At 62.8% G+C, this 24,816-nt stretch carries 20 protein-coding genes; 3 read left to right on the forward strand and 17 right to left on the reverse strand.

The window, feature by feature from the left end; genetic code table 11:
* Positions 1 to 23: 23 nt before the first annotated feature.
* The 3 genes from V5E97_RS07040 to V5E97_RS07050 all read right to left on the reverse strand — a co-directional run bounded on the left by V5E97_RS07040 (position 24) and on the right by V5E97_RS07050 (position 3,645).
* A complete protein-coding gene (locus V5E97_RS07040; protein ID WP_406698607.1) occupies positions 24 to 1,340 on the reverse strand; it encodes a PhoPQ-activated pathogenicity-related family protein in 1,317 nt (438 codons plus the stop codon).
* Positions 1,341 to 1,478: 138 nt separating this feature from the next.
* Complete coding sequence (locus tag V5E97_RS07045) at positions 1,479 to 2,522, reverse strand: DUF1559 family PulG-like putative transporter (protein ID WP_406698608.1); 1,044 nt, start codon at positions 2,520 to 2,522, stop codon at positions 1,479 to 1,481.
* Between the two features lie 820 nt (positions 2,523 to 3,342).
* Positions 3,343 to 3,645, reverse strand: coding sequence for a hypothetical protein (locus tag V5E97_RS07050; protein WP_406698609.1), 303 nt, complete (start codon positions 3,643 to 3,645; stop codon positions 3,343 to 3,345).
* A 464-nt stretch (positions 3,646 to 4,109) separates the two neighbouring features.
* Here V5E97_RS07050 and V5E97_RS07055 point away from each other — a divergent pair, with 464 nt between their 5' ends.
* Positions 4,110 to 4,796, forward strand: a complete 687-nt coding sequence (locus V5E97_RS07055) for a PEP-CTERM sorting domain-containing protein (RefSeq protein ID WP_406698610.1) — start codon at positions 4,110 to 4,112, stop codon at positions 4,794 to 4,796.
* Positions 4,797 to 5,044: 248 nt separating this feature from the next.
* Here the strand turns inward: V5E97_RS07055 and V5E97_RS07060 are convergent, their stop codons facing one another.
* The 10 genes from V5E97_RS07060 to V5E97_RS07105 form a co-directional block, all read right to left on the reverse strand.
* Positions 5,045 to 5,545, reverse strand: coding sequence for a carboxypeptidase-like regulatory domain-containing protein (locus V5E97_RS07060; RefSeq protein WP_406698611.1), 501 nt, complete (start codon positions 5,543 to 5,545; stop codon positions 5,045 to 5,047).
* A 19-nt stretch (positions 5,546 to 5,564) separates the two neighbouring features.
* Positions 5,565 to 6,548, reverse strand: a complete 984-nt coding sequence (locus V5E97_RS07065; RefSeq protein ID WP_406698612.1) for a DUF1559 family PulG-like putative transporter — start codon at positions 6,546 to 6,548, stop codon at positions 5,565 to 5,567.
* A gap of 596 nt (positions 6,549 to 7,144) precedes the next feature.
* Positions 7,145 to 7,561 (reverse strand): hypothetical protein, encoded by a 417-nt coding sequence (locus tag V5E97_RS07070; protein WP_406698613.1) that lies wholly within the window; start codon positions 7,559 to 7,561, stop codon positions 7,145 to 7,147.
* 74 nt (positions 7,562 to 7,635) lie between these two features.
* Positions 7,636 to 9,594, reverse strand: coding sequence for a hypothetical protein (locus tag V5E97_RS07075; RefSeq protein ID WP_406698614.1), 1,959 nt, complete (start codon positions 9,592 to 9,594; stop codon positions 7,636 to 7,638).
* Positions 9,584 to 11,773: a BatA domain-containing protein gene (locus tag V5E97_RS07080; RefSeq protein WP_406698615.1), complete on the reverse strand. Its 2,190-nt coding sequence runs from the start codon at positions 11,771 to 11,773 to the stop codon at positions 9,584 to 9,586. The genes V5E97_RS07075 and V5E97_RS07080 overlap by 11 nt, the downstream gene beginning before the upstream one ends.
* Entirely contained in the window at positions 11,770 to 12,705 is a 936-nt protein-coding gene (locus tag V5E97_RS07085) for a DUF58 domain-containing protein (RefSeq protein WP_406698616.1), read from the reverse strand. Before V5E97_RS07085 ends, V5E97_RS07080 begins: the two co-directional genes overlap by 4 nt.
* 342 nt (positions 12,706 to 13,047) lie before the next feature.
* Entirely contained in the window at positions 13,048 to 14,106 is a 1,059-nt protein-coding gene (locus V5E97_RS07090) for an AAA family ATPase (RefSeq protein ID WP_406698617.1), read from the reverse strand.
* A gap of 25 nt (positions 14,107 to 14,131) precedes the next feature.
* Complete coding sequence (locus tag V5E97_RS07095) at positions 14,132 to 14,698, reverse strand: Uma2 family endonuclease (RefSeq protein WP_406698618.1); 567 nt, start codon at positions 14,696 to 14,698, stop codon at positions 14,132 to 14,134.
* Positions 14,699 to 14,754: 56 nt separating this feature from the next.
* The gene (locus tag V5E97_RS07100; protein ID WP_406698619.1) at positions 14,755 to 15,315 is read right to left on the reverse strand and encodes a Uma2 family endonuclease; all 561 of its coding nucleotides are present in this window, start codon (positions 15,313 to 15,315) and stop codon (positions 14,755 to 14,757) included.
* A gap of 334 nt (positions 15,316 to 15,649) precedes the next feature.
* On the reverse strand, positions 15,650 to 15,958 hold the full coding sequence (locus V5E97_RS07105) for a hypothetical protein (protein ID WP_406698620.1): 309 nt from the start codon (positions 15,956 to 15,958) through the stop codon (positions 15,650 to 15,652).
* 1,161 nt (positions 15,959 to 17,119) lie between these two features.
* Here V5E97_RS07105 and V5E97_RS07110 point away from each other — a divergent pair.
* Both V5E97_RS07110 and V5E97_RS07115 read left to right on the forward strand, forming a co-directional pair.
* Positions 17,120 to 17,545 carry a hypothetical protein gene (locus V5E97_RS07110; protein WP_406698621.1) on the forward strand — a complete coding sequence of 142 codons (426 nt, stop codon included), beginning with the start codon at positions 17,120 to 17,122 and terminating at the stop codon, positions 17,543 to 17,545.
* Positions 17,546 to 17,932: 387 nt separating this feature from the next.
* Complete coding sequence (locus tag V5E97_RS07115; RefSeq protein WP_406698622.1) at positions 17,933 to 19,219, forward strand: thioredoxin family protein; 1,287 nt, start codon at positions 17,933 to 17,935, stop codon at positions 19,217 to 19,219.
* 176 nt (positions 19,220 to 19,395) lie between these two features.
* Here the strand turns inward: V5E97_RS07115 and V5E97_RS07120 are convergent, their stop codons facing one another.
* The 4 genes from V5E97_RS07120 to V5E97_RS07135 form a co-directional block, all read right to left on the reverse strand.
* Positions 19,396 to 19,584, reverse strand: a complete 189-nt coding sequence (locus V5E97_RS07120) for a hypothetical protein (RefSeq protein WP_406698623.1) — start codon at positions 19,582 to 19,584, stop codon at positions 19,396 to 19,398.
* Between the two features lie 77 nt (positions 19,585 to 19,661).
* A complete protein-coding gene (locus tag V5E97_RS07125) occupies positions 19,662 to 21,143 on the reverse strand; it encodes a metallophosphoesterase (protein WP_406698624.1) in 1,482 nt (493 codons plus the stop codon).
* Positions 21,144 to 21,309: 166 nt separating this feature from the next.
* Positions 21,310 to 23,019, reverse strand: coding sequence for a porin (locus V5E97_RS07130; RefSeq protein ID WP_406698625.1), 1,710 nt, complete (start codon positions 23,017 to 23,019; stop codon positions 21,310 to 21,312).
* 644 nt (positions 23,020 to 23,663) lie between these two features.
* Positions 23,664 to 24,776, reverse strand: coding sequence for an ExbD/TolR family protein (locus V5E97_RS07135; RefSeq protein ID WP_406698626.1), 1,113 nt, complete (start codon positions 24,774 to 24,776; stop codon positions 23,664 to 23,666).
* Positions 24,777 to 24,816 lie beyond the last annotated feature (40 nt).

Below are 24,816 nucleotides of genomic sequence, written 5' to 3' on the forward strand. Positions count from 1 at the left end.
TCTTGCCGTTGCTTCTCACGCGATCACTGAGACGGCTTGACGTTGGTCTGGCGGATCTGGGTGGAGAGGTGGTAAGGAAGGCCGTCGATCTCGTACTCCAGGTCGGCGAAGAAGGCGAGGTTCCCTGATGTGGGACGCTGCTTGACGATGGTCAGCTTCTCCTTCGACTCCATGGGGGAGGAGGTCCATGGCGACTCGCGGAAGTCGAGGCTCTCCGAAGTCGCGTCCCAGACAAGGATCGACTTGGGGGCCGGGGACGAATCCACGACGAGCCGCAACATTCCTTCATGGTCGTCATGTTTCCATGACACCGTGGGGAACGGCTTTTCGCCGATCGCGTGACGGAACAATGCGCCGACGGCATTCATGGCGTATTCGCGGTGCTTGTCGAGGCCGTGGCCCGCGTTGGGCAAGTAAACGACCCACTTTGGGCCCACGAGTTCGTCCCAGTACAGGTTCAACGAGTCGAGCGTCCAGTACGGGTCGTTGGTCCCGTTGATCTGGAGCTTGGGCAAGCTCAGCCGGCTGCGATAGGTGTAGGGATCAACCATCGCGAGCAGTTCTTTGGCATTGGGCTTGCTCTCGCTCCCGATCAAGCCACGGTCGGTGTAATCCCGGATCTGTTCGCTGAATTTACCCCCGAAGTTCTCGAGCTGATGCTTGTTCTGGGCGTCGAGGTTCAGGGTGGGAATGACCATCGGCGCGATCGCCCTGACCCGGGAGTCGGACGCTCCGGTCAGCCAGGTCGTCCAGCCTCGCTTGGAGGCGCCGGTGACGACGAAGCGAGTCAGGGGCTTGCCCTGCTCCTTGGCGAACGCCTGTGCGGCGTCCATGGCCTTCACCGCGCTCTTGACCATGGGGAAGAGCAGGGGCCATTCTTCGTCCTTGGTCTCGAGGTAGCGAACGAACGTCTCGGCGATCAGGGTGTCCTCGTTCTTGCCGCCGAGCAACGGTTGGTTGGGCACTTGCGGAAGCACGATCACTCGGGCCTGGCAGGCTTTGGCAATGGCGAGTCCGATGCCCAGATCACCGTCGCGGGGACCATCCCCCACCTTTCCCCCCGTGATGAAGAGGACGGCCGCGTCGGGATAGGCCAATTCTTTCGGCTCAATAATGGAGAGGTTGTGAGACCAGGTGATCCCCTGCCAGACCTGTGACGTCAGTTTGATCCAATGGATCGTTGTTCCGTCGGTCGTCTTCGACGACACGAAGTTCCAGGCGTAGGCTGGGTCGGCCTTCTTGACGTAGTCGTCAAGCCCGGCCCGCGCGGGGAGAGCCCAGCCCACCGCGATGGTCAGCGTCAGAAGCGAGGAGTAAAGCCCGCGTTGCGTCATCGACATCGAGAAGGCTCCGCAAATAAAAGGTAGGCAAACCCGATTACTGCTCCTGCGCCATGGAACGAACGGGGCGACGGAGGACTCGATCGGGTCGGAAACGGTCCTCCATCGTATTTTCTCTTCTCGCTCGCTCCCTGTCTGCTAGAACGCGTCGGAGCTAATAATCTCTCCCGAGTTGATGGTGTTGAGACCCTGCCATACCGCCTGGTTTACCGAGTTCTTCACGAACCGCACGGAGCCGTCTCCGAGCAACACGTTGACACCGCCGGCGTGTCGGCTGCGTGAGCCCGCGAAGGCTTCGCTGTCGCTGGCGCCAAAGTCGCACGGAAGTTGTTGGACGGGTTCACTGGTGCAAAAGAGGCCTTCGTTATTATTGAGGAAGTCACCGCCGGTTCGGAGTCCCAGATAATCCTTGGTGGAATTCGGCGCGTATCGCGTCATGAACGAGCAACCCCCCGGAACGGTCGTCCACATGGCTCCTCGGATGTCGTTCGTCGCACCTTGCATGACTTCGCCGACGAAGACCGTGTTACTGGTGCCGTCCGTGATTGAGGCAAAAGTCGTATCCCCGTCGTGGCCAAACGCCGAGCGGCGGTATTGCAAACCGAGACTACCGTCGCGGGCCGCGCCCCAGTTGGTGTTTCCCCAACTCGCCGCATAATTGCCCTTGCTCATGATCGGCTTGCTCAACATGCCGCCCTGGTAACTGGCAATAATCTGGAACTGGTTCTGGCGGTCGCTCGGACACTGAAACGACGAAATCTTCGAGGCTGACACGGTCGAATTGGCGAAGAAGCCGTCGACAGCGGCCAGGCCCGGTCCCGCCCATCCTTCCGAACCCAGGCTGTAGTTGAACGCATTCGCCAGGTTGCCTTGTTCGATCTGGGGCAGCATCAAGCAGAACCAGGTCGTATTCGGAGCTCCCTGGAACACTTTCGGGAAGTCGGTCGCCGCCTTCCCCGGCCTCGGACCCCAAACGCGACCCGGCGGAATGCAACTATGAACCGAATTGTAGTTATGTATGGCGAGTCCAAGTTGCTTCATGTTATTGACGCACTGGATTCGCCGGGCGGCCTCGCGTGCCGCCTGGACGGCGGGCAAAAGCAAAGCGATGAGGACGGCGATGATCGCAATCACCACCAAAAGCTCGATGAGCGTGAAGGCCGAACGGCGCAACCGTCTCATGGACGTCTCCCTGCCCGGTTTTGCGGGCAAAAAGGTACGGGGGGACTCAGGCCGGCGCGGAGACCGGCACACAGATTCAGAAGATCGTAACGATAACGAGAAGATGTGTGGCAATTGTCAACGACAGAATAATAAACGCAGAAAGGTGTGGATACCCCCTTGTTGGCATGGGGGAGTGATTTCTCCGTGGGCGGGTGATATGAGGGAGCATCAACCCGGTGGGGAGGGTTTCGTTCCGAACTCGTCGACCTTGATTCCGCCCCTCGCGCGCATTCTCTCCTAAATGCTTGTCCTCCTCAGCCCGAGCACCGACGACTTGCCGGTCGTGGTCCGGAGATGGGGGATCTGCTTCTGCCTGCTTCGACATTCTCTCCTGAGGTCAAAGCCCGGGCCCTTTCTTCGAGCCGAGCTCTATTGCCGCCTGGATGAGGTCGATACCCAGGCCGTTGGGGAGAGAGGGGCAGTCTCGCCGTGCGTCGAGGCCCGCAGGGACCGCGTGCTTGGTGGTGCAATTGGCCCTGGGCGGGGCGGATCGCTTGGGTTGTTGGCGAGAAGAGGTGAGGCCGAAACTCGACGTGGCGGTCGAATTCGAGACGAATTCCTTGGGAGGTTGTGATCGTGTGTTGCCCGTTGCCCGTTCAAGTTAACGGCCCCGCGGCCCGAAGGGCCAGGTGGGTTGGGACCGGATTCGGATGCGAATGATTCCTGAGCCGGGGGATGCCTTGACTGGTGGTCGCGCGGTCACGAACTTCTCGTCACCGCGCGGAGCCATCGGTTGCGTCGCGTTGAATGGAAAGAGGATTCCGGTCCCTGACTTGCCTCAGCGCCGTCTGAAGCCACGATTGAAGCCGTAGCCGCCGCGATTGAAGCCGTAGCCGCCGCGGTAGAAACCGTAGTTGCGGTACCTGTTGCCACCATAGAAGCGGGGCAGTCCGTAGTAGCCAACCCCGAAGTTCGTGTTGAGCCTCGGATAATAGACGGGGGCGAACTGATTGAACTGACTTCGGGTCATGGAATAAGGGCCGTAGGGGACCCCCTGGGCCTGGGCGTCGCGAGCGCCTACCCCGACCAACCCACCGATCGCGAGGACGATGACTGCTCCCGTCCGGAATGCTGTACTCATCGGATGTTGACTCCCCTTTCGGTCTCGAACTCGGGGGAACCTCCCCCACTGCCTTTGACGAGGCGTGCCTGCGCACTTCGCCCATCTTTAACAGATTAACAAGGGCAAATTACGTCAACAAGAGTGTCGGTCTTACCGTTCTGCCGATGTAAGCCAATGGCTCCGCTGATCAACGAGGGGTCTGGTAGTCTTCCGACTCTTTTTGCTTTTTGTTAATGCAAGGCCGATCAGAGTAAACCCGAATCATGTTGAATCGCCACGCCAGAATGTTTTAAAAAAACAGCGTTGCGGTTCTCGAAACCGACAGCTTGGCACATGATATCGCGTCGTATTGGAAAACCTGCCTTAATTTGACCATGTCGCCTTCCTAGCGGATGCGGTCACATTCCTGAGGCCTGGCAACTTCCGGCGGCGGGTCGGTTAGGCCGAGGCAAGGAATGGCTCATCGAGCATAAAGGGTACTTATGGCAAAGTTGTTTGGGGTTTGTTCGCTGGTCCTGGTGCTCTCCGCGACGTCGATTGCGAATGCCGCCGTGACGTCGTATCAGCCCAACCCTGTCGACCTGAACGACCTTGATCATCATCAGGTCTACACCTGGCGGATCGACAATATTAACCTGGGGAGCAACGTGATCACCGCGGCTTCGATTTCGATCAAGTCGATTGCTAACTGGGACACGAACCCGAACAAGCTCTTCATTCACTTGCTCGACACGGCCAAGGGGAGCGGAGTCCGCTCGTTCGTCGACGACCCCAGTAATGCGACCCCCGTTCCGACATCGCAGATCATTGATGATTTTGTGAACACGCGTTACCACAGCCAGAGCAACTGGCTGGTCGCCAAGGGGACGGCTGATACCTTCCTGACTTCGAAGTCGTTCTCGACCACGCCGACGGACTTCGTTTACAACTTCACGGCCGATCAATTGAAGGCCTTGAACAGCTACGTGGCCAACGGCAAGGACATCGCACTCGGGTTCGATCCGGACTGCCATTTCTTCAATAACGGGATCACCTTCAAGATCACGACGGCCGCCGTGCCCGAGCCCTCGGCGATCGTTTTGCTCGGCGGTGGCATCTTTGGTCTCTTCTTCCGCCAACGCGCTCTGCGTCGCCGCCAGATCGGCCTGGACTCGATCGCCGCGGCCTAAAGCTGTTCGTGCAAGCCGGTGAACCTGTCACCAGCAATGATCGAGCGACGAGTCGGCTTGCTCGGGGATCTCCCCAAGCAAGCCGACTCGTCGGCATTTATGCAATTGTCTTGTGGGCGGATGCGATGGGGAGGGAGTCGGTGGGCGAACTTATTCGCGCTCCCCGCGTTACGGACGGACAAGGGCGTCGCTCTGGGAGCAACGCCCTTGCCTTGGGGGATTGGCCGAGAACCTGGAGACGGAACTCGCTACTTCTTCTTGGTTTCGAGAAGGAAGTTGTTCATCGAGTCGCCGCTGGATGAAACTTTCATCGTCAGCGTCGTGCTCATCCGGTCCGAGTACTTCGGCGGAAGGATCTCCTGGTAGGGGTTGTCGGCGGGGGGAAGCGTCTTGTCGGGAGGGGTGTCGAAGTGAACGCCCTCGGGGAGCACCCGCTTGGAAACGATGACCTTGTAGTCGCCGGCGATCAAGCCTTCCTCACCGAAGGGGGTTGTGGCCATGTAGCGGCCGTCTTCATTGGTGACGGCCGCTCCTCCCTGTCCCTTGGTATCTCCAACGGGGATGAATTCCAACTCGGCCTCGGGCAGCGGCTTGCCGTTCAGGGTCACTTTGCCCGAGGTAATCGTCAGCGGCAAGGTCGACTTCTGTCCCTTGTCGCCGCAGCCGATCGCTCCCAGCAACAACAAGCCCATGGTCCACACCGCCGCCCGGAACCGTCGGGCGGCGCGATGGTTGGTTGCGCGTCTCATGATGTCCCTTGTCTCCGTATCAGTAGCTGTCGGATGAAACGATGCCGCCATCGGCCATGAGCGATAGCTTGGACAGCAGGACAATGTCAGCGGATTCCTTCAAGAAGACCACGCTACCGTCGCCGCGAAGCGCGTTGGCCCCACCGGGATGCAGGCTGCCCGCCCAGCCCCAGGAGCCGAGCCGGCCAATCAACCGTGACGACGGCGTGCTGGGGTATGTCCACTTATTGATTCCCATGGAGGGGTCTACACCGGTCTCGACCCAACCGCGATAGAACCATGCCGAGGAGTCGCCGTTGTAGACGTCGAACGTCTTCTCCATCATGGCGATCGTGTTAGACGTGCCGTCTTTGACCGAGGCGATGGTGGCGTTGCTATTCTCGCCGAACATCATCCGGCTTTGGGGAGGAGCGCCGGCCCACTGGTTGCAGGTGTACGTGGCGTAGTTCGCGAAGTCATAGCTGGTCTTGAACCCGCGAACCGTGCTGCCGGTGACCGGAGAGTAGAAGTTGCCGGCCTTCGACAGCTTCTCTCCGGCATCGCTCGGGCAGATCAGGATGGAGATCAGCGTCGTCGCCGCCGTGGAGTTGGCCGCGGCCGAACCGGGAACGACGGCCTGAGTTGTCGTGGCTCCGCCGTTGCCTGCCGCCAGATCGGACGCCGGCAGCGAGAAGTTGACCGTATTGAAGATGGCCGTCTGTTCCATGTACGGCAGAAGCGTGGCGATGCCGTTCAAGTTCATCAGGCTCTCGCCTCTGTGGTTGGGAATCGGCGTGCCCGCGTTGCACCAGCCGTAATTTGCCCCGGCGAAGGTGAACGCTGCGTGAGTGCTCTCGTAATTATGGAGTGCGAGGCCGAGCTGCTTCAGGTTATTGATGCACTGGGACCGTCGGGCCGCCTCGCGGGCTGCCTGAACGGCTGGCAACAACAGGGCAATCAGGACGGCGATGATGGCAATCACCACGAGCAATTCGATGAGCGTGAATCCGCGACGTGCGCGCATGAGAACAAGTTCCTGCGAACGAGGAATGGAATGAAGTCTGCCGGTCTTTCAAACGGCTTGGCGGCCCCGTTTCCCGTGATTGAGGAAAGGGAAATCGCAAGCTAAGGGTTGGCGGCACCCTCTCTCGGGAGAAGAAAGGGAAGGTGCGAAACGAGCGGAGTCGGCAGCACTCTCTCGCGGGAGAGGAGAGGGAGTGCAGAGAACTAGCGGATTAAGCAGGATTTTGAAATAGAATGCGACTCAGTGAGGTAGGCGAGATCGAAGAACCTACGAGACGAGCGAGATCAGTCTCGCTGAAGTCATCGCAGTATATTCGACACTCACGCGGATGCAAAACAAAAATTCCTCGAGCATCAAGCAAATTATAGCGACGCCATGACATCCTGACCTGATTGATTCGCAAAGCAAATATTTGTTCGTGTTATGATATTGTATGATGTTGTTGCGATTGAATTTTTGGGCGTTGCTGGCTGGGGCAGGCATCACCTTTGTCGTTAACTGGTTGTGACGAATTTTGCGGGGTCGTGGGGCAAGGCTTCAGGACAACAACGGGAATGGCTCGGCCCTCTTTTGGTTTGTCGTGCTCGCCATGGTTCTCAGGGCAGACCGACTCGTTTTCTCACGATCCACTCGCAGGTCACGATGGTGAAGAAGAGCACCAAGGCCGCGGGGTGGTCCCAGAGCGGAGTCTCCTCGGTGCGGACGGTCTGGCGGGTACGGGAACGGAGCAGGGAGGGGAGGGTGTCGGCCTCGAAGTCGGCGAGGACGCGGCCGCCGGTGGCGGCGGCGAGGCGGGTGGCCGGTTCGCGAGCGACGGCCAATTCCACGCGCTCGGAGGTCTCGCGCGTGACGACGTCGAGGAGGGATTGCGGGGCCTTGCCGCCATCGCCCAGATGCAGGGCCTCGGTGAGCTCGGGGACGTCGAGGCGGATGACGTACTGGCCGAGCGGGAGCGCGGGGGCATGGCCTTCATAAGCGCGGGGCTGGCCGAGGATGGGGCGAAGTGGGACCACGGCGACGGCCTCGTTTGTCGCCTCGTTTGTCGCCTCGTTCGAGGTCGTTCCGGCCTTGAAGATGCGGGCCGCGATCAGGAGATCAGGCCCGGCGCCGAGGATGCCGTCGGCGATCCTCGCCTCGAGGTGGACCTCTTCCCCTTCCGCGATCCTGGGGCGGACCGGGCCGAACCGGACGAAGGCGTTGCCTGCCGCCAACTTACTCGAGGCCGCCCAGCGCACGGTCTGGCCCCAGAACCGGTGATGGTAAGTGTCGCCCACCCGGTATCGCCATCGCCAGGTGCCGTCGGTGCCGACCCAGAGGACCTTGCCCAGGCCATACGCGTGTGCGGCGATGACGGCCGCCGACTCGTCGCCGGCCAGGGCCAGGGCCGTTGCGCCCGGCTTCGGCTTGCCGGCCAGGGCCCAGGAAGCCGGGGCAGGCCGGCCCAGAGGAGGCGGCTCTGCTCGGGGGCGGAGGCGAACTGAAGCATCGGCCAGGCGGCGGCATCCCCACTCGCGGAGAGCGTCGGCAGGACGCTCGCGCCCGGGGGAAGACTTGGGGAGGCGAGGCTGGACTGGCCCGGGTCGATCGTCACGGGCCGCGGGTCGAGCACCGGCAACAGCTTGCGGGGGGTCTCATGGCCCGAAAGGGAGGGCCAGAAGCGAGGCCCCGGACTGAGGATCAAGGTTCCCCCCCGCTCGGAAACATAGGCTTCAAGACGGGTCCATGTGTCGGGCGTGAGGTCGGCCGGGTCGACGTCGCCGATGACGATGACGTCGAAGGCGCCGAGCGGGTCGGCGAGGTCGGCCGCTGAGCCGGGCTCGGGCCGGGGGGGGAGTGTGATGCCGTAGGTGGTGTGCGCAGAGACGCCGGTGGCTTCGGGCTGGTGGAAGACCACGGCCTCGACCTTGACCTGGAGGTCGCGGGCCAGGGCATTGCGGAGGTAGCGGAACTCCCAACGTGCTTCGCCATCCACCAGCAAGACGGCCGCCTTGTCGTCGGACACCTGAACCGTGACGGTGCGGCGATCGTTGTCGGGGCGGACGTCGCCGTCGAGTGGCCTGATGGCGATCGTCATGGGGACGAGACCCGCCTCCGCCATCGGCACGGCGAAGCTGACAACCGGCCTGGCGTCGCCCGTCGTTGTCCCATCGGGAGCGCGGAGCAGCCGCTGTAACGGCGATGCGCCCGGGCGTTCGAGCGTGACGGCTACTTCGCGCCCGGCGTAGCCGTCGAGCTTCAAGGTTGCCTCGATGCTGGCGACGTCCCCCTGATACACCCGCTCGGGAGCCCGGACTGCCGCGATGGCCGCATCGCGCGGGGGGGCCGTTGAGCCGATCAAGATCGGGTAGACCGGAATGCCGCGGGCCGCCAGGCGATCGGCCGTCGCGGCCGAGTCTCCGGGGGCGTTCTGCAGGCCGTCGGTCAGCAGGACGACGCCGAGCACCGGGGCATCGCCGTCGCGGAGCGCCCCGGTCAGAACGGATTGCCAGTCGGTCGTCGAGGTGGCCGGGTCGTCGGGCTTGCCCGGATGTTTGAGCGTCTCGGCCAGGGCGGGCAAGGTCGCCGGCGCGGACTCACGGGCGAAGGCGACCGCCTCGATCTCGTGGGCGCTCGCGATCCGCTCGATCGGCGATCCCTTTGGTTCCAGAAGCCGGCGGGCAATCTCCCGGCGCGAGAGGTTCTCGACCGACTCGCCCGGGCTCATCCGCAAGGTCTTGGCCAGGAGCTGGCGGTCCCTGGCTGGGCGGCCTGGATCGGCCGTCGCCATGCTCTCGGAAACATCCAGGGCGACGATCACCCGCCCCTTGGTCGTCTCGCGATAGGAACGTGATGCGATCGGCTCGAACAGGGCGAGGACCAGGACGGCCGCCGCGGTGAGCCGCAGGCCGAGCAGGCCGAGCCCCGTTCGGCGTGAGACGAGCTGCCGCTCCTCGCGATAGAGCGCCAGCAGCAAGACCAGGGCGATCCCCCCGGCAGCGACCCAGAGCCAGCCCTGGCTCGCCCCCGCCAGCAGTAGTCGTCGGCTTCCGAACAGGTCAAGCACCATCGTGGCCTACCCCCTGGCTCCGGACGAGGCGGCGGGTCAGGTAGACCTCGAGGCAGAGGCCGGCGAGCGCTGCGAGAATGAGGCCGCGCCAGGCTTCGCGGCGCCCTCCGCGCTCAGCTTCGAGAAGTCGAGACGTGAGCCGCGCCGGGCTCGGTTCGAAGACGAGCGGCCAACCCTTGGCGAGCGTGGCCGCCTCGGCCGGCTCGAGCAAGGCCGGGTCCGCCTCGCGGCCGTCGGCGAGGACCGAGGCAAAGGCGAAGCCGCCGGGCGGGTTGGGCAGGGTAAGACGATAAACCCCGGACTCACTCGTGTCATTGAAGCGGACCCGGGCTGAACCCGAGGCGCGAATGACCGGCAGGTCGACAGTCGTTCCCGCCGGTGTCTGAAGCGTCAGCGCCGTCAAATCGACCCGCTCGGGGGAGGCGAAATCGACGACCCAGGGCTCGCCGGGATGTAGCGTCCGAGGTTCCCGGCCACCGGCCAGATGGAAGACCCACTCGTGGATCAACGGAACGAAGTCGGGGTTGACCGGGAGGGTGCCGGCCTCGGCGTCGAGGGGCGCAGCCAGCAAGATCACCCGGCCCTTGCCTTGGGGACGCTCGACGACCCAGGGGTCGCCTGAATCGAGCCGGGCGGATACCGAGGCCCCGGGCGCTGGGGTCAGTACGCGATAGACGAAGAGGTCGGCCTCGGCCAGCGCGGGTGTCTCCCCTTGGGCGAACGGTCCCATCACCGGGCCGGCGAACGTTCGGGGGGCGGGGTGGGCCAGCGTGGCTCGCGAACCAGGCTCCCCCTTGAGGTCCTCCAGCCGCGCCGGGATCCAGGGTTGATTATTGAAGATGTCGATATCCGTTCGGTCGCCGGGGGCGACGAGCAGGCCTCCGCCCGAGTCGAGGAAGCGGCTGATGGCGGCCGCTTGCTCCGGGGTGAGTCGCTCGACGTTCGCCAGGACGGCCACGCGCTGGCCTGCCAGTGACTCGGGTGTGAACGTGTCGAGCGTCACTGCCTGTGCTCGGACCAAGGGGGTGTCGTCGCCGGTCGGGGCGAGGGCCGCGCGGAGGAAGTCGGTCTCGCCGTCGAATGGCTCGAGGCCGGGTTCGCCGTCGACGAGCAGGACGGGCAGGGCGGAGGCGACCTCGATGGGGATAGCCGATTCGTCGTCGGCGGCCAGGGCGTCGTCACCGCCGACGAGTCGGACGGCGAGCAAGTGGGCGCCGGGGGTCGGCAGCGTGGTGCGGAACGAGAGCCGGGTCTTTCCGCCGGCCGGGACCGGCCCGGCGGCTTGCGCGGTGCCAGGGACGGGGCGGCCGTCGACGAGCAACTCGGCGGTGCGGGTCAAGGGCCCTGGGCCTGCGTTGGAGAGCGTGGTCGAGACCACGACCGGCAAGCCCGGTGTGACCAGGGTCCGGGAGACGGAGAGTGGGCCGATCGAGCCGTTGGGAGCCTCGGACGCGGCCCCCGCGCCGAACGGGATCGACCAGACTCGGGGGGGGACGGGGAGCCGCCGTTGGAGGTCGCGAAGGAGGGCCCATCGCCCTGATTCGCCGGGTCTCCAGGCGAACCGCTGGCCGTCCGTTAATGCGATCACATCTCGACCCGGATTGCCGGTTCGCTCGAGGATCCGGAATGCCTCGGCCAGGGAGGTGGGTAGGTCGCTGACGCCTCGCCCTGGTTTGAGGCTCGCCAGCGCGGCGTCGACTTTGGCCCGGTCGAAGCTGGGTGGGTCGACCAGGCCACGGACCCGATCGCCGGCAACCAGGACGGCCACCGAGTCTCCCGGCCGGAGCTGGGTCACGAGGGTGCGAGCCCACTGGATGGCCAGGTTGTGCGGGGTCGAGCTCGCCAGCGTGCGACCCATGCTCGCCGAGCCGTCAATGACGAGAACGACGTCGCGCGGGGGGGCCGATCCGCCGAAACCGCCGCCGACTGCCGGCGCACCCGACCAGAAGGGCCGCGCCAGGGCCAGGGCCACGAGCGCCAGGAGAGCGATCCGGGCGAGCATCAGCAGCCACTCGGTCAGCCGGAGCTTCTGGCGGTCACGCGGGCCCAGGTCGAGGAACTGCATCGCCCCCCAGTCCACCACCGGCTCGCGGCGGCGGTTGAGCAGGTGGATGACCACCGGGACCGCTGCGCCGAGCAGGCCCAGGAGCATCGTCGCGTTGAGGACTCCACCACTCACGTGCGACCGCCTCCTCGCCGTGACCGCGACGACAAGTAGTCGAGCAGCGTCGTTTCGACGGACTTGGCGGTCGACGCCTCGTGATAGTCGGCGTTCATCCCTCGGATGCGTTCCTTCAAGGTCGTGCGGAAGGCGTTGAATCGCTCCAGGTAGGTGGCGCGAAGCGAGGCCGGGTCGACTCGCTGGCTGTGGTCGAGCCGCTCGAGGTTTCGGAACCGCGCTGGGCGGCGAAACGGAAACTCCTCCTCCTCGGGGGCGAGCGTGTGGAAGAAGAGGACCTCGTGGTGGCGATGCCGCAAGTGCCTGAGTGCTTCGGTCAGGGGATCGATGGCGTCGAACCCATCAGAGAGGATCACGATCAAGCCGCGGCGGCGGATCCGCTCGGCCAGGGCGTTGAGGATGCCGCTCAAGGGGGTTTCGCCGCCGGTGTTCGTCTTTTCCAGCGCGTTGCAGACGACCGAGAAATGGCCAGGTGCCGATCGCGCGGGGATCATCGCCCGGACTGTGCTGTCGAACGTAACCAGGCCCACGGCGTCGCGCTGGCTGATCATCAAGTAGGCGAGTGCCGCGGCGAGTCTCCGTGCGTGCTCGAACTTCGAGACCGTTCGCCCGGCGTAGGCCATGCTCCCTGATGAGTCAACAATGAGGTAGGCCTTGAGGTTCGTCTCTTCCTCATATTCCTTGACGTAGTAGCGATCACTCTTGCCGTAGGCCCGCCAGTCGATGTGCCGGATCTCGTCGCCGGGCCCATATTGGCGGTGCTCCGCGAACTCGACCGAGAACCCTTTGAATGGGCTCCGATGGAGCCCCGACATGACCCCCTCGACCACCAGCCGAGCGATCAACTCGAGCCGGCCGAAGCGAGCCAGGGCGGTCGGATCAAGCCCCGCGAGCTCGGCATCCGGTTCTTGAGGGTTGGTGGGCGTTGGCAACGGAGGGTCCCACGTCAAGAGGAGGAACGGCGGTGTCACGCATTAGGCTTGAAAGCGAACGTCTTTGGGGGATATTTGCTGCTGTTTAATTGCGTTTATTTTACTTGTGGCCTGCGTGGTTAAGCTTTCGGCGATCCGCGGCAGAGCGAAAGCACCGAAGATTATCAATGTTCCGCGACCGGGCAAGAATCTCGCTGAATTTCTGGCCCGGTCGAATCAGTAGCACGGCCGGCCCGGCCGTATCTCTCCTCGGCCCAGGGACATTGGGCCTTCGCATGGGCTGGTTCTTCGCGGCTTCCGCAAGAGGGTTGTAGCCGGCCCGGCCGGAATTCCCCCGCGATTCTAGCCCTGTCGCGGATCGTTGTAAACTTTTGAACTCCCTGGCGTGGCGATGTCTTGTAAGAGTTGCTCGATCACCTTGTCGGAGTCGATCCCGTCCGCCTCAGCGTGGAACGTCGTGACGATCCGATGGCGAAGGACGGGCTTGGCCACCTGGCGGATGTCGTCGATCCCCGCGTGGAGCCGCCCCTGGAGCACGGCCCGGGCCTTGGCGGCGAGGATCAATGACTGGCCGGCCCGCGGCCCCGCGCCCCACGAAACGCACTTGCGGACCATGGCCGACGCCTCGGGTTCGTTGGGCCGGCTTGCCCGAACCAGGTCGCGGGCGTAAATAAAGACATGCTCAGGAACGGGCACCCGCCGTACCAGATGCTGCAAGGTGACAATCTGCTCGGCCGAGAGCGTGACCGTGGTCTCCGGGGTCTCGTCTCCGGTCGTGCGCCTGAGGATCTCGAGTTCCTCGGCGGCGGTCGGGTAGGGGACCATCACGTTGAGCATGAACCGGTCGAGCTGCGCCTCGGGGAGCGGATAGGTCCCCTCCTGCTCGATCGGGTTCTGGGTGGCCAGGACGAAGAAGGGGTCGGGAAGCGGATAGCTCGACCCACCTGCCGTGACGTGCCGTTCCTGCATCGCCTCGAGGAGTGCAGCCTGTGTTTTGGGCGGGGTCCGGTTGATTTCGTCGGCCAGGACGATGTTGGCGAAGATCGGGCCGGCGATGAACGTGAACCGGCGTCGGCCGGTCTCGGGGTCATCCTGAAGGATGTCGGTCCCGGTGATGTCCGACGGCATCATGTCGGGGGTGAACTGGATCCGTCGGAACGACAGGCTCAAGATTCGTGCCACCGTGCTGACGAGCAGAGTCTTGGCCAGCCCCGGCACCCCCACGAGCAGGACGTGACCGCGGGCGAAGAACCCGATCAGCAACTCGTCGACCACATGGTCCTGGCCGATGATCACCTTGCCGATCTCGGCCCGGAGCCGGCGATAGTCTTCACCCAACGCAGCGACGGCCGCAACCTCATCGCGGGACGGTTCGGGGCGGTCGGTCGTCGTCATCGTCATGAGTGGGCGGTGCTCCGCTCGGGTGTCAATCGGCCTGCTCCTCGAAGAGCATGGCCAGGGGTAGGTGGAAGCCGGGCAAGAGCGGTGCGCCGTCGAGTGTGTCGCCGACCTGAAGGATCTTGACCTGGTTCGGCGACTCGTAGAGGGAGACGGTTCGCGCGTTGGAGTAGACGACCCAGACACGCTGGACTCCCGCCCGGAAGTATTCATCAACCTTGGCAATGATCTCATTGCCCGTATTCGTGGGGCTGTTCACCTCAATCGCGAGGTCGGGGATGATGTCCCATGCGGCCGTCCGGGGGACGCTGCGATTGTAGGGCCAGCGGGCGTCCGAGACGAATGCCACATCGGGCCGACGTTGGAGGTTCCGGGTGCGATCGATCAGGAAAAGGACTTCGCACACGACCTTGCCCAGCTTGTGTGTCCTGGCGAAGGTGAGGAGATAAGCCACAAGCAGCGAGGCAAGCTCTCCTTCATACACGCCCATCGCGGCTTTCTCTATGACCTGACCGTCGACCACTTCATAGAGGGTATCGTCAGCGATCGGAGGTGCGGGCACAACATCGGATCGTGGTGGGGTGACAGTCGCCATGGGGTTCCCGCCTCTTTTCTCTTTGCGAAATGAGGAATATGCCGTGGACTCAGGTGTCACTCGGCCTGCTCCTCGAAGAGCGCGGCCAGGGGCATGTGGAAGCCGGGCAAGAGCGGGGCGCCGTCGAGGGTGTCGCCGACCCGAAGGATCTCGACCTGGTTCGGCGACTCATAGAGGTAGACGGCCCGTGCTTTCGGATAGACGACCCAGACGCGCTGGACTCCCGCCAGAAAGTATCCGTCAACCTTGGTCATGATCTCGTCGGCCGTGTTCGTGGGGCTGACGATCTCAATGGCCAGGTCGGGCACCACGTCCCAGGCCGCCTCGTGGGGAACCTGACGTCCGTGGGGCCACCGATCGTGCGAGACAAATGCCACGTCAGGTCGGCGCTGGAGGTCTTTACCGAGCCGGAAGAGCATCTCGACCACAACTCTTCCGCGTTTGTGCTCGGTCGTGAAGCCCCCCATCGCTTGGGCCAGTAGCGATGCGAGCCAGGTCGGGTAAGCCCCTATCGTCGCTTTCTCCACGACCTGACCATCGACCACTTCGTACAGGGAGTCGCCATCGACCGGAATTGTCGGCGCAACATCAGGCGTCTGTGGAGTTACGGTCGCCATGGGTTTCCTCCGCTCCGGCAAACGACGATCATCCCAGGCGTATTGTACCAGCACGGCCGGCGCGAGGGTATTCGTGCCGCGATCCTCCTCACTGTTGACGGCTCAACCCATGGAGTATCTTGCAAGCGTTCGGGCTTTCGCGGTCGACAGCGGTTTACCCTCGAGTGGCTCACGTCTGGGTGGCTGGGGTCCGGAAGCAAGTCGAAGCAAGTCGCCAGGCACTTCAGCGGGGAGGTTTGAGTCGTTTGGGTGACATGCTTGTTTGGTCGCCTGCCCAGATGAATTACTCAGACGTCCTGCCTTGCTCCTTTTAGGCATTTTAGGTGCCTGGCCATCATCGGCTTTTCGGCTCGGCAACCGGGGGTACATGACGCCAAGGTCGAGAGGCCGCCTCCAGATAGATATCACGCCTTTTCGCGTGCCATGCCGCCGACTTACGTGCCGCCTCCTGCTTTCTCTTGGGGAAGAGATCGTCATCGAGCCTGAACGTCGCGATCTGCTGCGAGAGGTCGTGATAGATCGCATCCGTCTGGTATGCCCGCGATCGATGCCTCATCGCCACACCCCATCGGACGCCCGCCCCGGCGAATGCGACCAAGGCCACTGCAAGCAATACCGTGCGGAGTCTGAACCGGACCTGCATGATTTTCCTCTTATGCAGCTGTCTAAATAAGGCTTGTTGGCGTGCTCGGAATAGGTGTCGAGCAGGTCGTCAGGCATTTCAGCGGGGAAGTTTGAGGAGTAAGTTGCCAGGCACTTCAGTGGGGAGGTTTGGGGCGTTTGGGAGGCATGCTTGTTTGGTCGCCTGTTTCGATGAATTGCCCAGGAGTCCTGCCTTGCTCATTTTAGGCATCTTAGGTGCCTGGCTATCACCGGCCTTCCGTCTGCAAGCCTGCCGGAACGACACCCTTGGCCATCATCGGCCCATGTGGGTGGGGGCGAGTCGCGCGATGAAACTGTTTCCGGTTAAGCGTGATAGATCGCTTGCGTCGTGCTGTTATCGTCTGTGAGCCGCAGCCCCACTGGTTCGTCGGCGCCCGCAGGCGGACATGCATACCGGCCCGGTAATCCCTCGACCTCAAACCATCCAGAGGCTGAACCGTCGCATTTGATTTCGAGCGAACCGCCCGCACTGACTGCTACATCGAGGTTCCACCCGAGTTGATCCGAGGCCGCGGCACCTTGATCGAGCAGCGTGTTACTGACGGAGATACGGGAAGGGCTGCATTCCTCGATTGTACACGCGGGCATTCCCGCGGGAGTCAATGCTATGTCCGCGATTGCTGCCGCGCCGTCAGCGATAAAGTGAGCTTTGCCGGCGGGGCAATGCATTTGAAGTCTGACTTTCCAAACCGTGCTTGCCATCAGTTCTCCAATCCTAAGAAAAGGCCTGAGATGAAACAAGAATGACATTGTAATTTCACCGATTAATCTCGCACGCATCAGTCGGGGTAGCAATCCTGTAGTGTCGGATTCAGGAAATTGCGACCCGGGAAGTAGAGCAAGTCGCCAGGCGCTTCAGCGGGGAACTTTGGGAAGTTTTTGCGATATGATTATTGGGTTGCATGATCCGATGAATTGCCCAGGAGAGCGAGCCCAAGCCCGATGGGCCGCAAGCCGCTTGCATTGCACCAGGGACGTGAGATCGGCCACGCAAGCCGAGTCGACAGTGACGGCGAAGCATCCTACGCTCGCGGTCCATATGTATTGGGTCGACAAGGCCGCACGGTGTCGACTGGCTGTGGGGGCACGACGTCCAAGGCGGTCTGCTAACCCGCCGGCGTTAGATTGATGGGTGGTCACTATGCGACTTCGATTCACAACGCGGCGGTTGATGATGGTCGTTGCGGCGGTGGCGCTCGCGCTGACCGCGGGAGTGCTTGCCCTGCGCCCCGAGCACCATGACGCGAGTCCCCGCAAGGTCATGGTCGTGAACCAATCGGGGTTCCCGATTCCGCGTCTGGACCTAATCGTCTTGGGCGAGACGATTCCGCTAAGGTCCATACCGGCCGGCGCAACGGTCACGGGAACTTACCCGTCCCATCGTGGCCGGTTCGGGCGGTACGATCAATTCGCGGTCACGGCGGACCTCGCGGACGGGAGGCAGTTGGATGCAGGCTTCGGCTTCCGGTCCACCGGGCCAGACGGCTATCCCGTCATCCGAATCGGCCCAGGCTACAGGTTCACAACCTCGGTGGGAGGCGGCGCACCGATGGGCCCGAGACCCTAGTTTTCGCTCGTCTACGCTCGTTCAGAAGTAGAGCAAGTCGCTGGGCGCTTCAGTGGGAAAGTTTGAAAGGGAGCAAGCCGCCAGGCACTTTAACAGGAAAGGTTTGGGGGGGGTGTGAAACGATAAAGTGGGCGCATGATGATGTGTTATGTGCATGAATTCTGGTTTGCTCCTTTTAGGAATTTTAGGTGCCTGGCCATCATCGCCCTTTCACAACCATAGCCTGGAGCGTGATAGCATGCGCTGGCAAACGAACTGAATGATTGCATTTGCCAGACGACCAGATGGTAATGGCAAGCAACGATACCGCCGGCCAAAATTAGCTTAGGTCGGCAGGACGGACGTCGCTCGGGGCATGCGTCCGCTGTTCGATACCGGGAGGTCACCATGAAGTTCATTGTCTTCTCAGCCATGCTTGTCGCTCTGACGTGGCTGACCCCACCGCCAGTACTTGGTGGCGAGGCATGGTCTCTGGAGTTCGAGGAGAGTCAAGCCGCTGCAAAGGCCCAAGGAAAGGACATGCTGATCGACTTCGGGGGGAGCGATTGGTGTCTGCCCTGTCGATGGCTCAAGGACCGTGTCTTCTCCAAGCCGGAGTTCGTCGAGCGGGCAGGCCGAGAGTTTGTGCTCGTCGACATTGATCTGCCCATGACCAATCGTATCCCGATCTCGGCCGACAGGAAGCAGCGTTATGAGAAGCTCCAGAAGCGGTACGGGATCACGACGTTCCCGACGGTTGTCCTGGCAACGCCCGACGGCCGTCCCTATGCACGGACGACATACCGCGAGGCGATTCAGACCCCTGAGGCGTACTGGAAGTATCTTGAACCGCTCCGTGAGCGGGGTCGGCGGCTCAGCGAGGCATTGACCCGGGCGGAGACGCTCCAAGGTCGGGAGCGAGCTGAGGCGCTGGCCGACGGGCTTGCCGAGGTCGACCCGCGGTTCGTTCCCCGGTTCTACGGTGAACAAGTCGCCGCACTGCGGGCGGCCGCACTGTTGGATCCGACCGGCTACCTTGGCTTTCTCGACGGCCGCAGAGCGCTTGACGAGTTTCAGGCCGACCTGGACCTTCGTAGCGGCGCGATCGACCCGGCGGCAGTCGATACGATGATTGACCGAGTGAAGCTCCGCGGCGAATCCTTCCAGGAGGCGATGGTGCTCCGCGCGGCGGGCGAGGTGCTGGCCGGGGAGGACCGCCGGGCGCTCCGCACGCTGGCGGCCGTGCTCGATGCGCAACCAACGCGAACCCGATTCGACCGCGGCGACTTCGTCCCGCTCGACGCGGCCACGATTGCGATGGTCCGGCGCCGGATTACGGAGGGCGAAGCAGAATCGAGTGGCGAGGTTGCCCTGTATTACGCCCTGCACCGGATCTTTGAGTTCGACATGCCGAACCCCTACGAAGTGTCGTGTGGTGGCGCGTTCCGGCCGAACGTCCGGGTTCGCGAGGTGATTGGCGACCGGTACGGCCGCGCCCTGATCCGCTCGACCGAGGGGCTTCGCGGCGAAGCCCGCGCCCGGGCTCTGGCCAAAGGCCTGGAGGGGACGTTCTTCCCCGCCCGCGGGTCGATCCGTGAGATCGTTATCGACCTGGTGCCCAGCTTGGTTGGCAAGGAGACAGCCAAGGCGATCCTTCCCGTCGGGCTGATGAACTACACCCAGTGGATCGACTAACTTAGCCAAGCCTGCGGAGTGCTGACCTTTCTCCTCGACGATGAGCTTGGCCATCGACCCGGCGAGGCCCCGACGGTTGCGGTCATACCTCCTCGTTGTCTTCGAGTCGGAGTGCCGGGCGAAGTCCTGTAGGGAGCAAGTCGCCAGGAACTTCAGCGGGGAAGTTTTGGCCATCCTCAGCCCTTTTGGTCTGGGTAGCGTCCCTTCTCCGCGGCCAGGGCGATGAGTCGGCCGGTGTCGAGAACCTTCCGTGGGCCGCGTTCTTGCCACCGGCTCGGGTTGAACGGCATCGACCAGACGATCTGACCGGTCTGCCGCGCGACGATCGCCTGGTGGTTGATCCGCCATCCCGACTGGTCGGACATCCACTTGCCCCATGCCAATTCGACCGTAGGTGTCCCTCCCCTCCGAATTGATCGTGGGAGAGCATGATCGGCACTTGCTAGCGTGTGATCACGAAGCGGTCGACTTCTTCGCCGTCGGCGGTGACTTGCCGGACGGTCAGCTTGGTGGCGTCGACGTCGACGACCGTCAGCGAATGGGTGTTCGAGACGAACCGGGCGGTGAACTCCTGGAAGGAGGAATCGTCACCGTGCTGGTTGGCGTCGTAGAGTCGCGCGCCGCCGGCGCCTGTGACGAGGTAGATGACGCCGTCGGGCCGGGTTCGGGACTTGCCATCGAAGCGGGTATCGAGCGTCCAGCGCCCGTTGACCCGCCCTAGTTTCTCGATCGGTCGGCCGCTGGCGTCTCGTTCCGGCACGAACCGGAGCGGGTGCGAACGCTGGTAGTTGTGGATATGACCGCTAAAAACAATGTCGACCCGATATTTCTCGAGAATCTCCGCCAGGATTCGCGTCTGTTGCTCATCGCCGTGAGAAATGGAGGAGTGGAACGGGGGCTGGTGAAACGCGACAAACCGCCAAGGGGCATCCTGGGCCGCGGCGAGGTCGGCCTCGAGCCAGTCGCGAAGTTTGGGGTCGTTCCAGTCGGCGTAGAGGTTGGTGTCGAGGATGGTCCAGTGGGCGTCGCCGTAGTCGAAGGCGTAGTTCGCCATCCTCGGATAGGCGGGGCCGGCGAGGTCGACGAAGGCTTGCTGTTGTGCCTTGGTGCCGAACAAGGCCGGCGTGTGGCTTGCCCCGACCTGGGAGAGCGGCCCGTTCAGGGGCATCGACCAGACCAGGAAGTATGCGAGGGCGTCGGGATAGGAGTCAAGGTTGCGTTCGAGCAGGTCGTGGTTGCCGGGGGCGACCAGCATCGGCGTTGAACGCAAGAGTGGAGCGCCCGCTCCCGGCGCGAACTGGTCACTGTTGTAGATAGGAAAGAACTTGTCGAGGTACTCGAAGAGTCGCCCCTTGGAGTAGACCAGGTCGCCGGCGACCATCACGAAATCGGGGCGGGCCAGGGCGGTGCGGTAGGCGATCCCCATTTGCCCCCAGCTATTCGCGCCGCCGTCGCCGAAAGCGACGAACCGGTGCGGCTGCCCAGGGCCCTTGCGGGCGCGCGCCGTTGACTCGAACAGGGCCTTGCCGTTGCGTCTGACGCGGTAGGTGAACTCCGCGCCTGGGGCCAACTCGGCGACCGTAGCGCGATAATATCGCCGCGGGCCGACACCGGGTCGTGTGTCCGTTCGCCAGGTGGCCTTCCCCCCCGCTCGCCAGGCTCCGCCGGGTGCGTCTCTCGCCTCGACCGACCACTCGGTGGCTCGATCCTCGGCCTGCCAGAGGATCGTGAGGCTCTCGGTCGTCCCAAACCGAGGCTCATCGCCAAGCTGCACGTAGGGGGCAACCAGGAAGCCTCCCCCCGCAGACTTGGGACGGTACCCCGGCCCGTCGATCTGGAAAAGATACCGCCAGGTCCCCACACCTCCCAACATCAGACCAACGACGACGATCGCGATCAGCCTACGTCTGCGACGGACTTCCATGGCAACCCCACAGAGAGAATCATTCGACCGTGCAAAGGATGCCCGGAAGGAGAGCGACACCGCGACCGTTCCCACGGCCAGTGGTAACAGACTGGGCACTTGCCGGGCAATGGACGATCCGGCCGAGAGTTGGCTGAGCAGGCCGGTTTTGGGATGGTCGTCTGATTTAGAAGTAGAACTGGGTTCGGATCCAGTAGAGGTCGTTGCTCAACGCTTTACGACCCTCTGCATACTTGACAGGGTTCCCAAATTCGGAGTGTTGCCAATCGAAGTAGAACTTCAAGTAGCGGTTTGGATACCAGTTGAAGCCAATGTTGGTCGACCAGGCCCGGTTGCTCCAGAGGTCGGGGTCGGAGAGTCCGGACGAAAAGATCGTGTTGTCGATTTCAAACGTGTTGTACCGACCAACCAGTTCGATGGCCCCTAATCCGAAACTCCCCTTCTTCAGGCTGAACGTCCGAAGCGGGTCGATGGTCGTGCGTTTCTCCATCTGTTCGCCGGTGACGAAATACCCCGCGGTGACCGAGTAGCCACTGGCTGGCAGACTGATCGCGGGCTTGTTCGGCAAGCCGTAGTGGAGAATTGCGCCGTTATAGTCGGCCAGGAGGGAGAGGCTCTTGTAGAAGTAAGAAACGTGGCCCGACCAGAAGGTGCGCTGACCACGCTCTCTGACGTTATCCACAAAGGACAGGAAGGGAGGCGCGGGCTGATCGGCGGCTGCGTCGTTCGACGCGTTGGCCGCAACTCGGAATCGATTGGGCCTGAGGGGATTATCCTGGTCGCCGTAGATGGCCGATCCGCCGATGTTCAGGTTGCGCAGTAGCGACCCTTCGGGATTCTTCTGGAACGGTCGAATATTCAGGTAAGTGAAAATGTCTTTTGATTCATTGTAGTCCTGGAACGAGTTCCGCGGCCCGTCAAAGATCGCCAGTGCATAGTCGAGTCGATTGTCGAAGAGATAGCCCCAGAGGGTGGCCCCGATCTGACGGTTCAGCCCCAAGTTCTGAGTGAAGAGGGATCGCTCAGGTGTTGTCAGCCACATGTTTTGAATGGCGAATTGCTCGTAGTTGAACGGCGTCATGTATCGGCCGATCTTGAGCTGGAGTCGTTCATCGTTGTGGAAGTTGACCCAGGCGTCGAGTACGTTGAATTCGCCGAAGCCTTTGTTGACCGAAAACATATAGTCGACTTGTTTGGTCACTCGGCCGTTGAAGAAGGCTCGTAGGCGGGGCACGTAGAACCCGGAGCGGGCAAACTCCTCGCCGTTGGGGTCGAACTCGCGATAGTCAACCTGGGTCTCTTGATGGAACTGAAGTTGATACTCCTGATTTTCGCTTTCCAACTGGAACCCGGGGCCGAAGCTCGGCACGAGAATGGCTTTGGGGCGAGCTCTGGTTCCTGACACCACGTTGTAGCTCGGTATCGATGGATCGCGGCCGGAGGCGTTTGAGCCGGGGGTTGCGCTCGATGACGCGGATGTGCCGAATCCTGGATTCGATGCTGCCGTGGGATTTTCCGAAGCTTTCGTGGAACCAGCGGATTGTTGCCGCAGGTCCTTGACCTCGTTGATCAGGAGATCGACGCGGTCGGCCAAGCGGCGGTTGAGTGCTTCCATCGCGCGGAGCCGGTTTTCCAGATCTTCCTCACGCGTGCTTGCCGATGCTGGGAGAAGAGCCGCGGGAGCAACGGGGCTCGGGGTGGCAGGAGCCGGCAGTGAACCGTTCGAGGCCGGGGTGGTGAACCTGTCGCGCGGTGGTGGGCTCTCGTCCCCCTTCGGCGGATTCCCTTGAGCGTTGGCGGTGGGGCTGAAAATGAGCAAGGTCAAGAGCGTGAATAATGCTGAACCGAGAAAAACCGCGCTTCGCACCGCCGTCATGCCTCGCTCCTCGCCACTCGACCGGGTTCTTCCCGCTCCGCGGAGCCGCGGAGATTTATCCCCAGTCCACGCCGATCTGGGCTGTATTTCTTAGATTGAAGAATCGAGACGAACAGACTCGGCGTCCGTGGAACGCGATCACCTTGTGTAATCGGCAAATTGCGACCAAAGCGTTGGCGGATTTGAAGAATGGTGAAGAGCCGGCCACCCCTCGAACTCGAGACTTCGGCCGTTCACCCTTGTCCCCAGAGGATTTCACGGTCCGTGGAGAACGGGATAGTCCGGGAGCTTCTAGGGGCGCGGACCCAGACGTAAAGCTTTGCCTAACTTGTTGTAAATTGATCAACGATTTGCGATTGATCCGCGGCCAAAATCCGATTTTTCATACGGGATCGGCCATTGCTCGGCCAATGCCGTGCGCTCCGGGTGTCTCGGCTCAGCCGCCTGGTTCAAGAACTGCTTGACTCGCGGTTGAAGTGGTCTGGCAAGCATTTCGGAACCTGAAGTGAATTGAGGAACCGGTGAGTGGAGCTGGGACAGACCGCGTCACCGACCTTTCTGGTTATCGGTCGACTTGACGTTGCAGCTTGAATGATTCGGGTAATCGAAAAAGGCGGATTTGTTGGCCTGGCTTGCCTCGGGTCTCAGCTCTGGGCGGCCTTTTTCGCGGCGGCGGGTGGGTTGGCCGGGGGCTCGTTGCCTGTGGGACGCGCGATGGCGATTCCCAGGCCGATCTCGTTGGCGGCGTCGTAGGCGAGTACGGCGTTGCGGTGTGGGGTCGCGAAGTCGGCCGAGAGGAGCATGGCTTTGCGTCCCGTTTTCTCCCGGGTGTCGCGGAGCCGCTCGATCAGGCCTGCCATGTCGGCTCGGACCGGCTCCCGATCGATCTTCATCAGGCCGGCCGGGTCGATCTCGACGAGAATGTAATCGTCCTTCAGGTCTTCGAGGGAACGCGAGTGCCCTTGCGCGGCCGCCGCGGCAGGGCTGTCGGGGTTCGGCTTGGGGACCTCCAGGCTCTTGTAGAGCACGGTGGTTGCCGTCACCAGGAAGAACAGGACGAGCTGGAAGGCCACGTCAACCATCGCCGCGAGATCCAGCTCCTCGACGGTTTCGGCCGACCCGCGCGACAGGGTGAACTCGGCAATCGCTTCGTCTTCATCCTGAGGGTCGTACTCCTCGTCCTCTTCGTTCCAGGCTGACTCGCCGACCGGCAAGGCCTCTTGGCTGTCGTCGTCGAGGAACTCGAGGTCCTCGGACGCTTCCCTGGTGACCGGCAAGGCCTCTTGGCTGTCGTCGTCGAAGTCATCGAAGCTCGGGACGTCGAACTCCTCTTCGTCCGTGATCGGGTCACCGATCCTGGCGCTGTCCTCTTCCGTGCCGACCGGCAAGGCCTCTTGGCTGTCGTCGTCGAGGAGCTCGAAGTCATCGAAGTCGGGAAAGGCAAGCGGGTTCTCGTCCGCGACGGAGTCGATGGCCCGGTCGTCGTTCACTCTTTCATGAGGGTCGGGGGCGATCTCGCTCGGGGTCGGCGCTGGCCTGGCTTCGGGGACGGGTGCCTCAGCTTCGGGGGCGGGACCTGGGGCGGCGAGCAACGCGGGGAAGTCGGCCAGCCTGACCCAGGCCACGGTCGTACCGGCGGGGCGGATCAGGTCGTCATCGCGGAGGTCGCCCCGCGCCAGCGCCTGGCGGACGCTCTCGATCGTGAGCGCTCGCTCGACTTCCAACCGATCGCCGTGGAAGACATCCCAGGTCGCCAATTTCGCCCTCTCCCTCTCGAATCAAATGAGTTGATATTGA

The organism is Singulisphaera photorubra (assembly GCF_045290345.1).
In the GTDB taxonomy this organism is placed as follows: Bacteria; Planctomycetota; Planctomycetia; order Isosphaerales; family Isosphaeraceae; genus Singulisphaera.

Bases quoted from the DNA above. Each gene is read 5' to 3' on its own strand.
- V5E97_RS07040 (WP_406698607.1), bottom strand. From the start codon at position 1,340: ATGTCGATGACGCAACGCGGGCTTTACTCCTCGCTTCTGACGCTGACC.
- V5E97_RS07045 (WP_406698608.1), bottom strand. From the start codon at position 2,522: ATGAGACGGTTGCGCCGTTCGGCCTTCACGCTCATCGAGCTTTTGGTG.
- V5E97_RS07050 (WP_406698609.1), bottom strand. From the start codon at position 3,645: ATGAGTACAGCATTCCGGACGGGAGCAGTCATCGTCCTCGCGATCGGT.
- V5E97_RS07055 (WP_406698610.1), top strand. From the start codon at position 4,110: ATGGCAAAGTTGTTTGGGGTTTGTTCGCTGGTCCTGGTGCTCTCCGCG.
- V5E97_RS07060 (WP_406698611.1), bottom strand. From the start codon at position 5,545: ATGAGACGCGCAACCAACCATCGCGCCGCCCGACGGTTCCGGGCGGCG.
- V5E97_RS07065 (WP_406698612.1), bottom strand. From the start codon at position 6,548: ATGCGCGCACGTCGCGGATTCACGCTCATCGAATTGCTCGTGGTGATT.
- V5E97_RS07075 (WP_406698614.1), bottom strand. From the start codon at position 9,594: ATGGTGCTTGACCTGTTCGGAAGCCGACGACTACTGCTGGCGGGGGCG.
- V5E97_RS07090 (WP_406698617.1), bottom strand. From the start codon at position 14,106: ATGACGATGACGACGACCGACCGCCCCGAACCGTCCCGCGATGAGGTT.
- V5E97_RS07095 (WP_406698618.1), bottom strand. From the start codon at position 14,698: ATGGCGACTGTCACCCCACCACGATCCGATGTTGTGCCCGCACCTCCG.
- V5E97_RS07100 (WP_406698619.1), bottom strand. From the start codon at position 15,315: ATGGCGACCGTAACTCCACAGACGCCTGATGTTGCGCCGACAATTCCG.
- V5E97_RS07105 (WP_406698620.1), bottom strand. From the start codon at position 15,958: ATGCAGGTCCGGTTCAGACTCCGCACGGTATTGCTTGCAGTGGCCTTG.
- V5E97_RS07110 (WP_406698621.1), top strand. From the start codon at position 17,120: ATGCGACTTCGATTCACAACGCGGCGGTTGATGATGGTCGTTGCGGCG.
- V5E97_RS07115 (WP_406698622.1), top strand. From the start codon at position 17,933: ATGAAGTTCATTGTCTTCTCAGCCATGCTTGTCGCTCTGACGTGGCTG.
- V5E97_RS07120 (WP_406698623.1), bottom strand. From the start codon at position 19,584: ATGTCCGACCAGTCGGGATGGCGGATCAACCACCAGGCGATCGTCGCG.
- V5E97_RS07125 (WP_406698624.1), bottom strand. From the start codon at position 21,143: ATGGAAGTCCGTCGCAGACGTAGGCTGATCGCGATCGTCGTCGTTGGT.
- V5E97_RS07130 (WP_406698625.1), bottom strand. From the start codon at position 23,019: ATGACGGCGGTGCGAAGCGCGGTTTTTCTCGGTTCAGCATTATTCACG.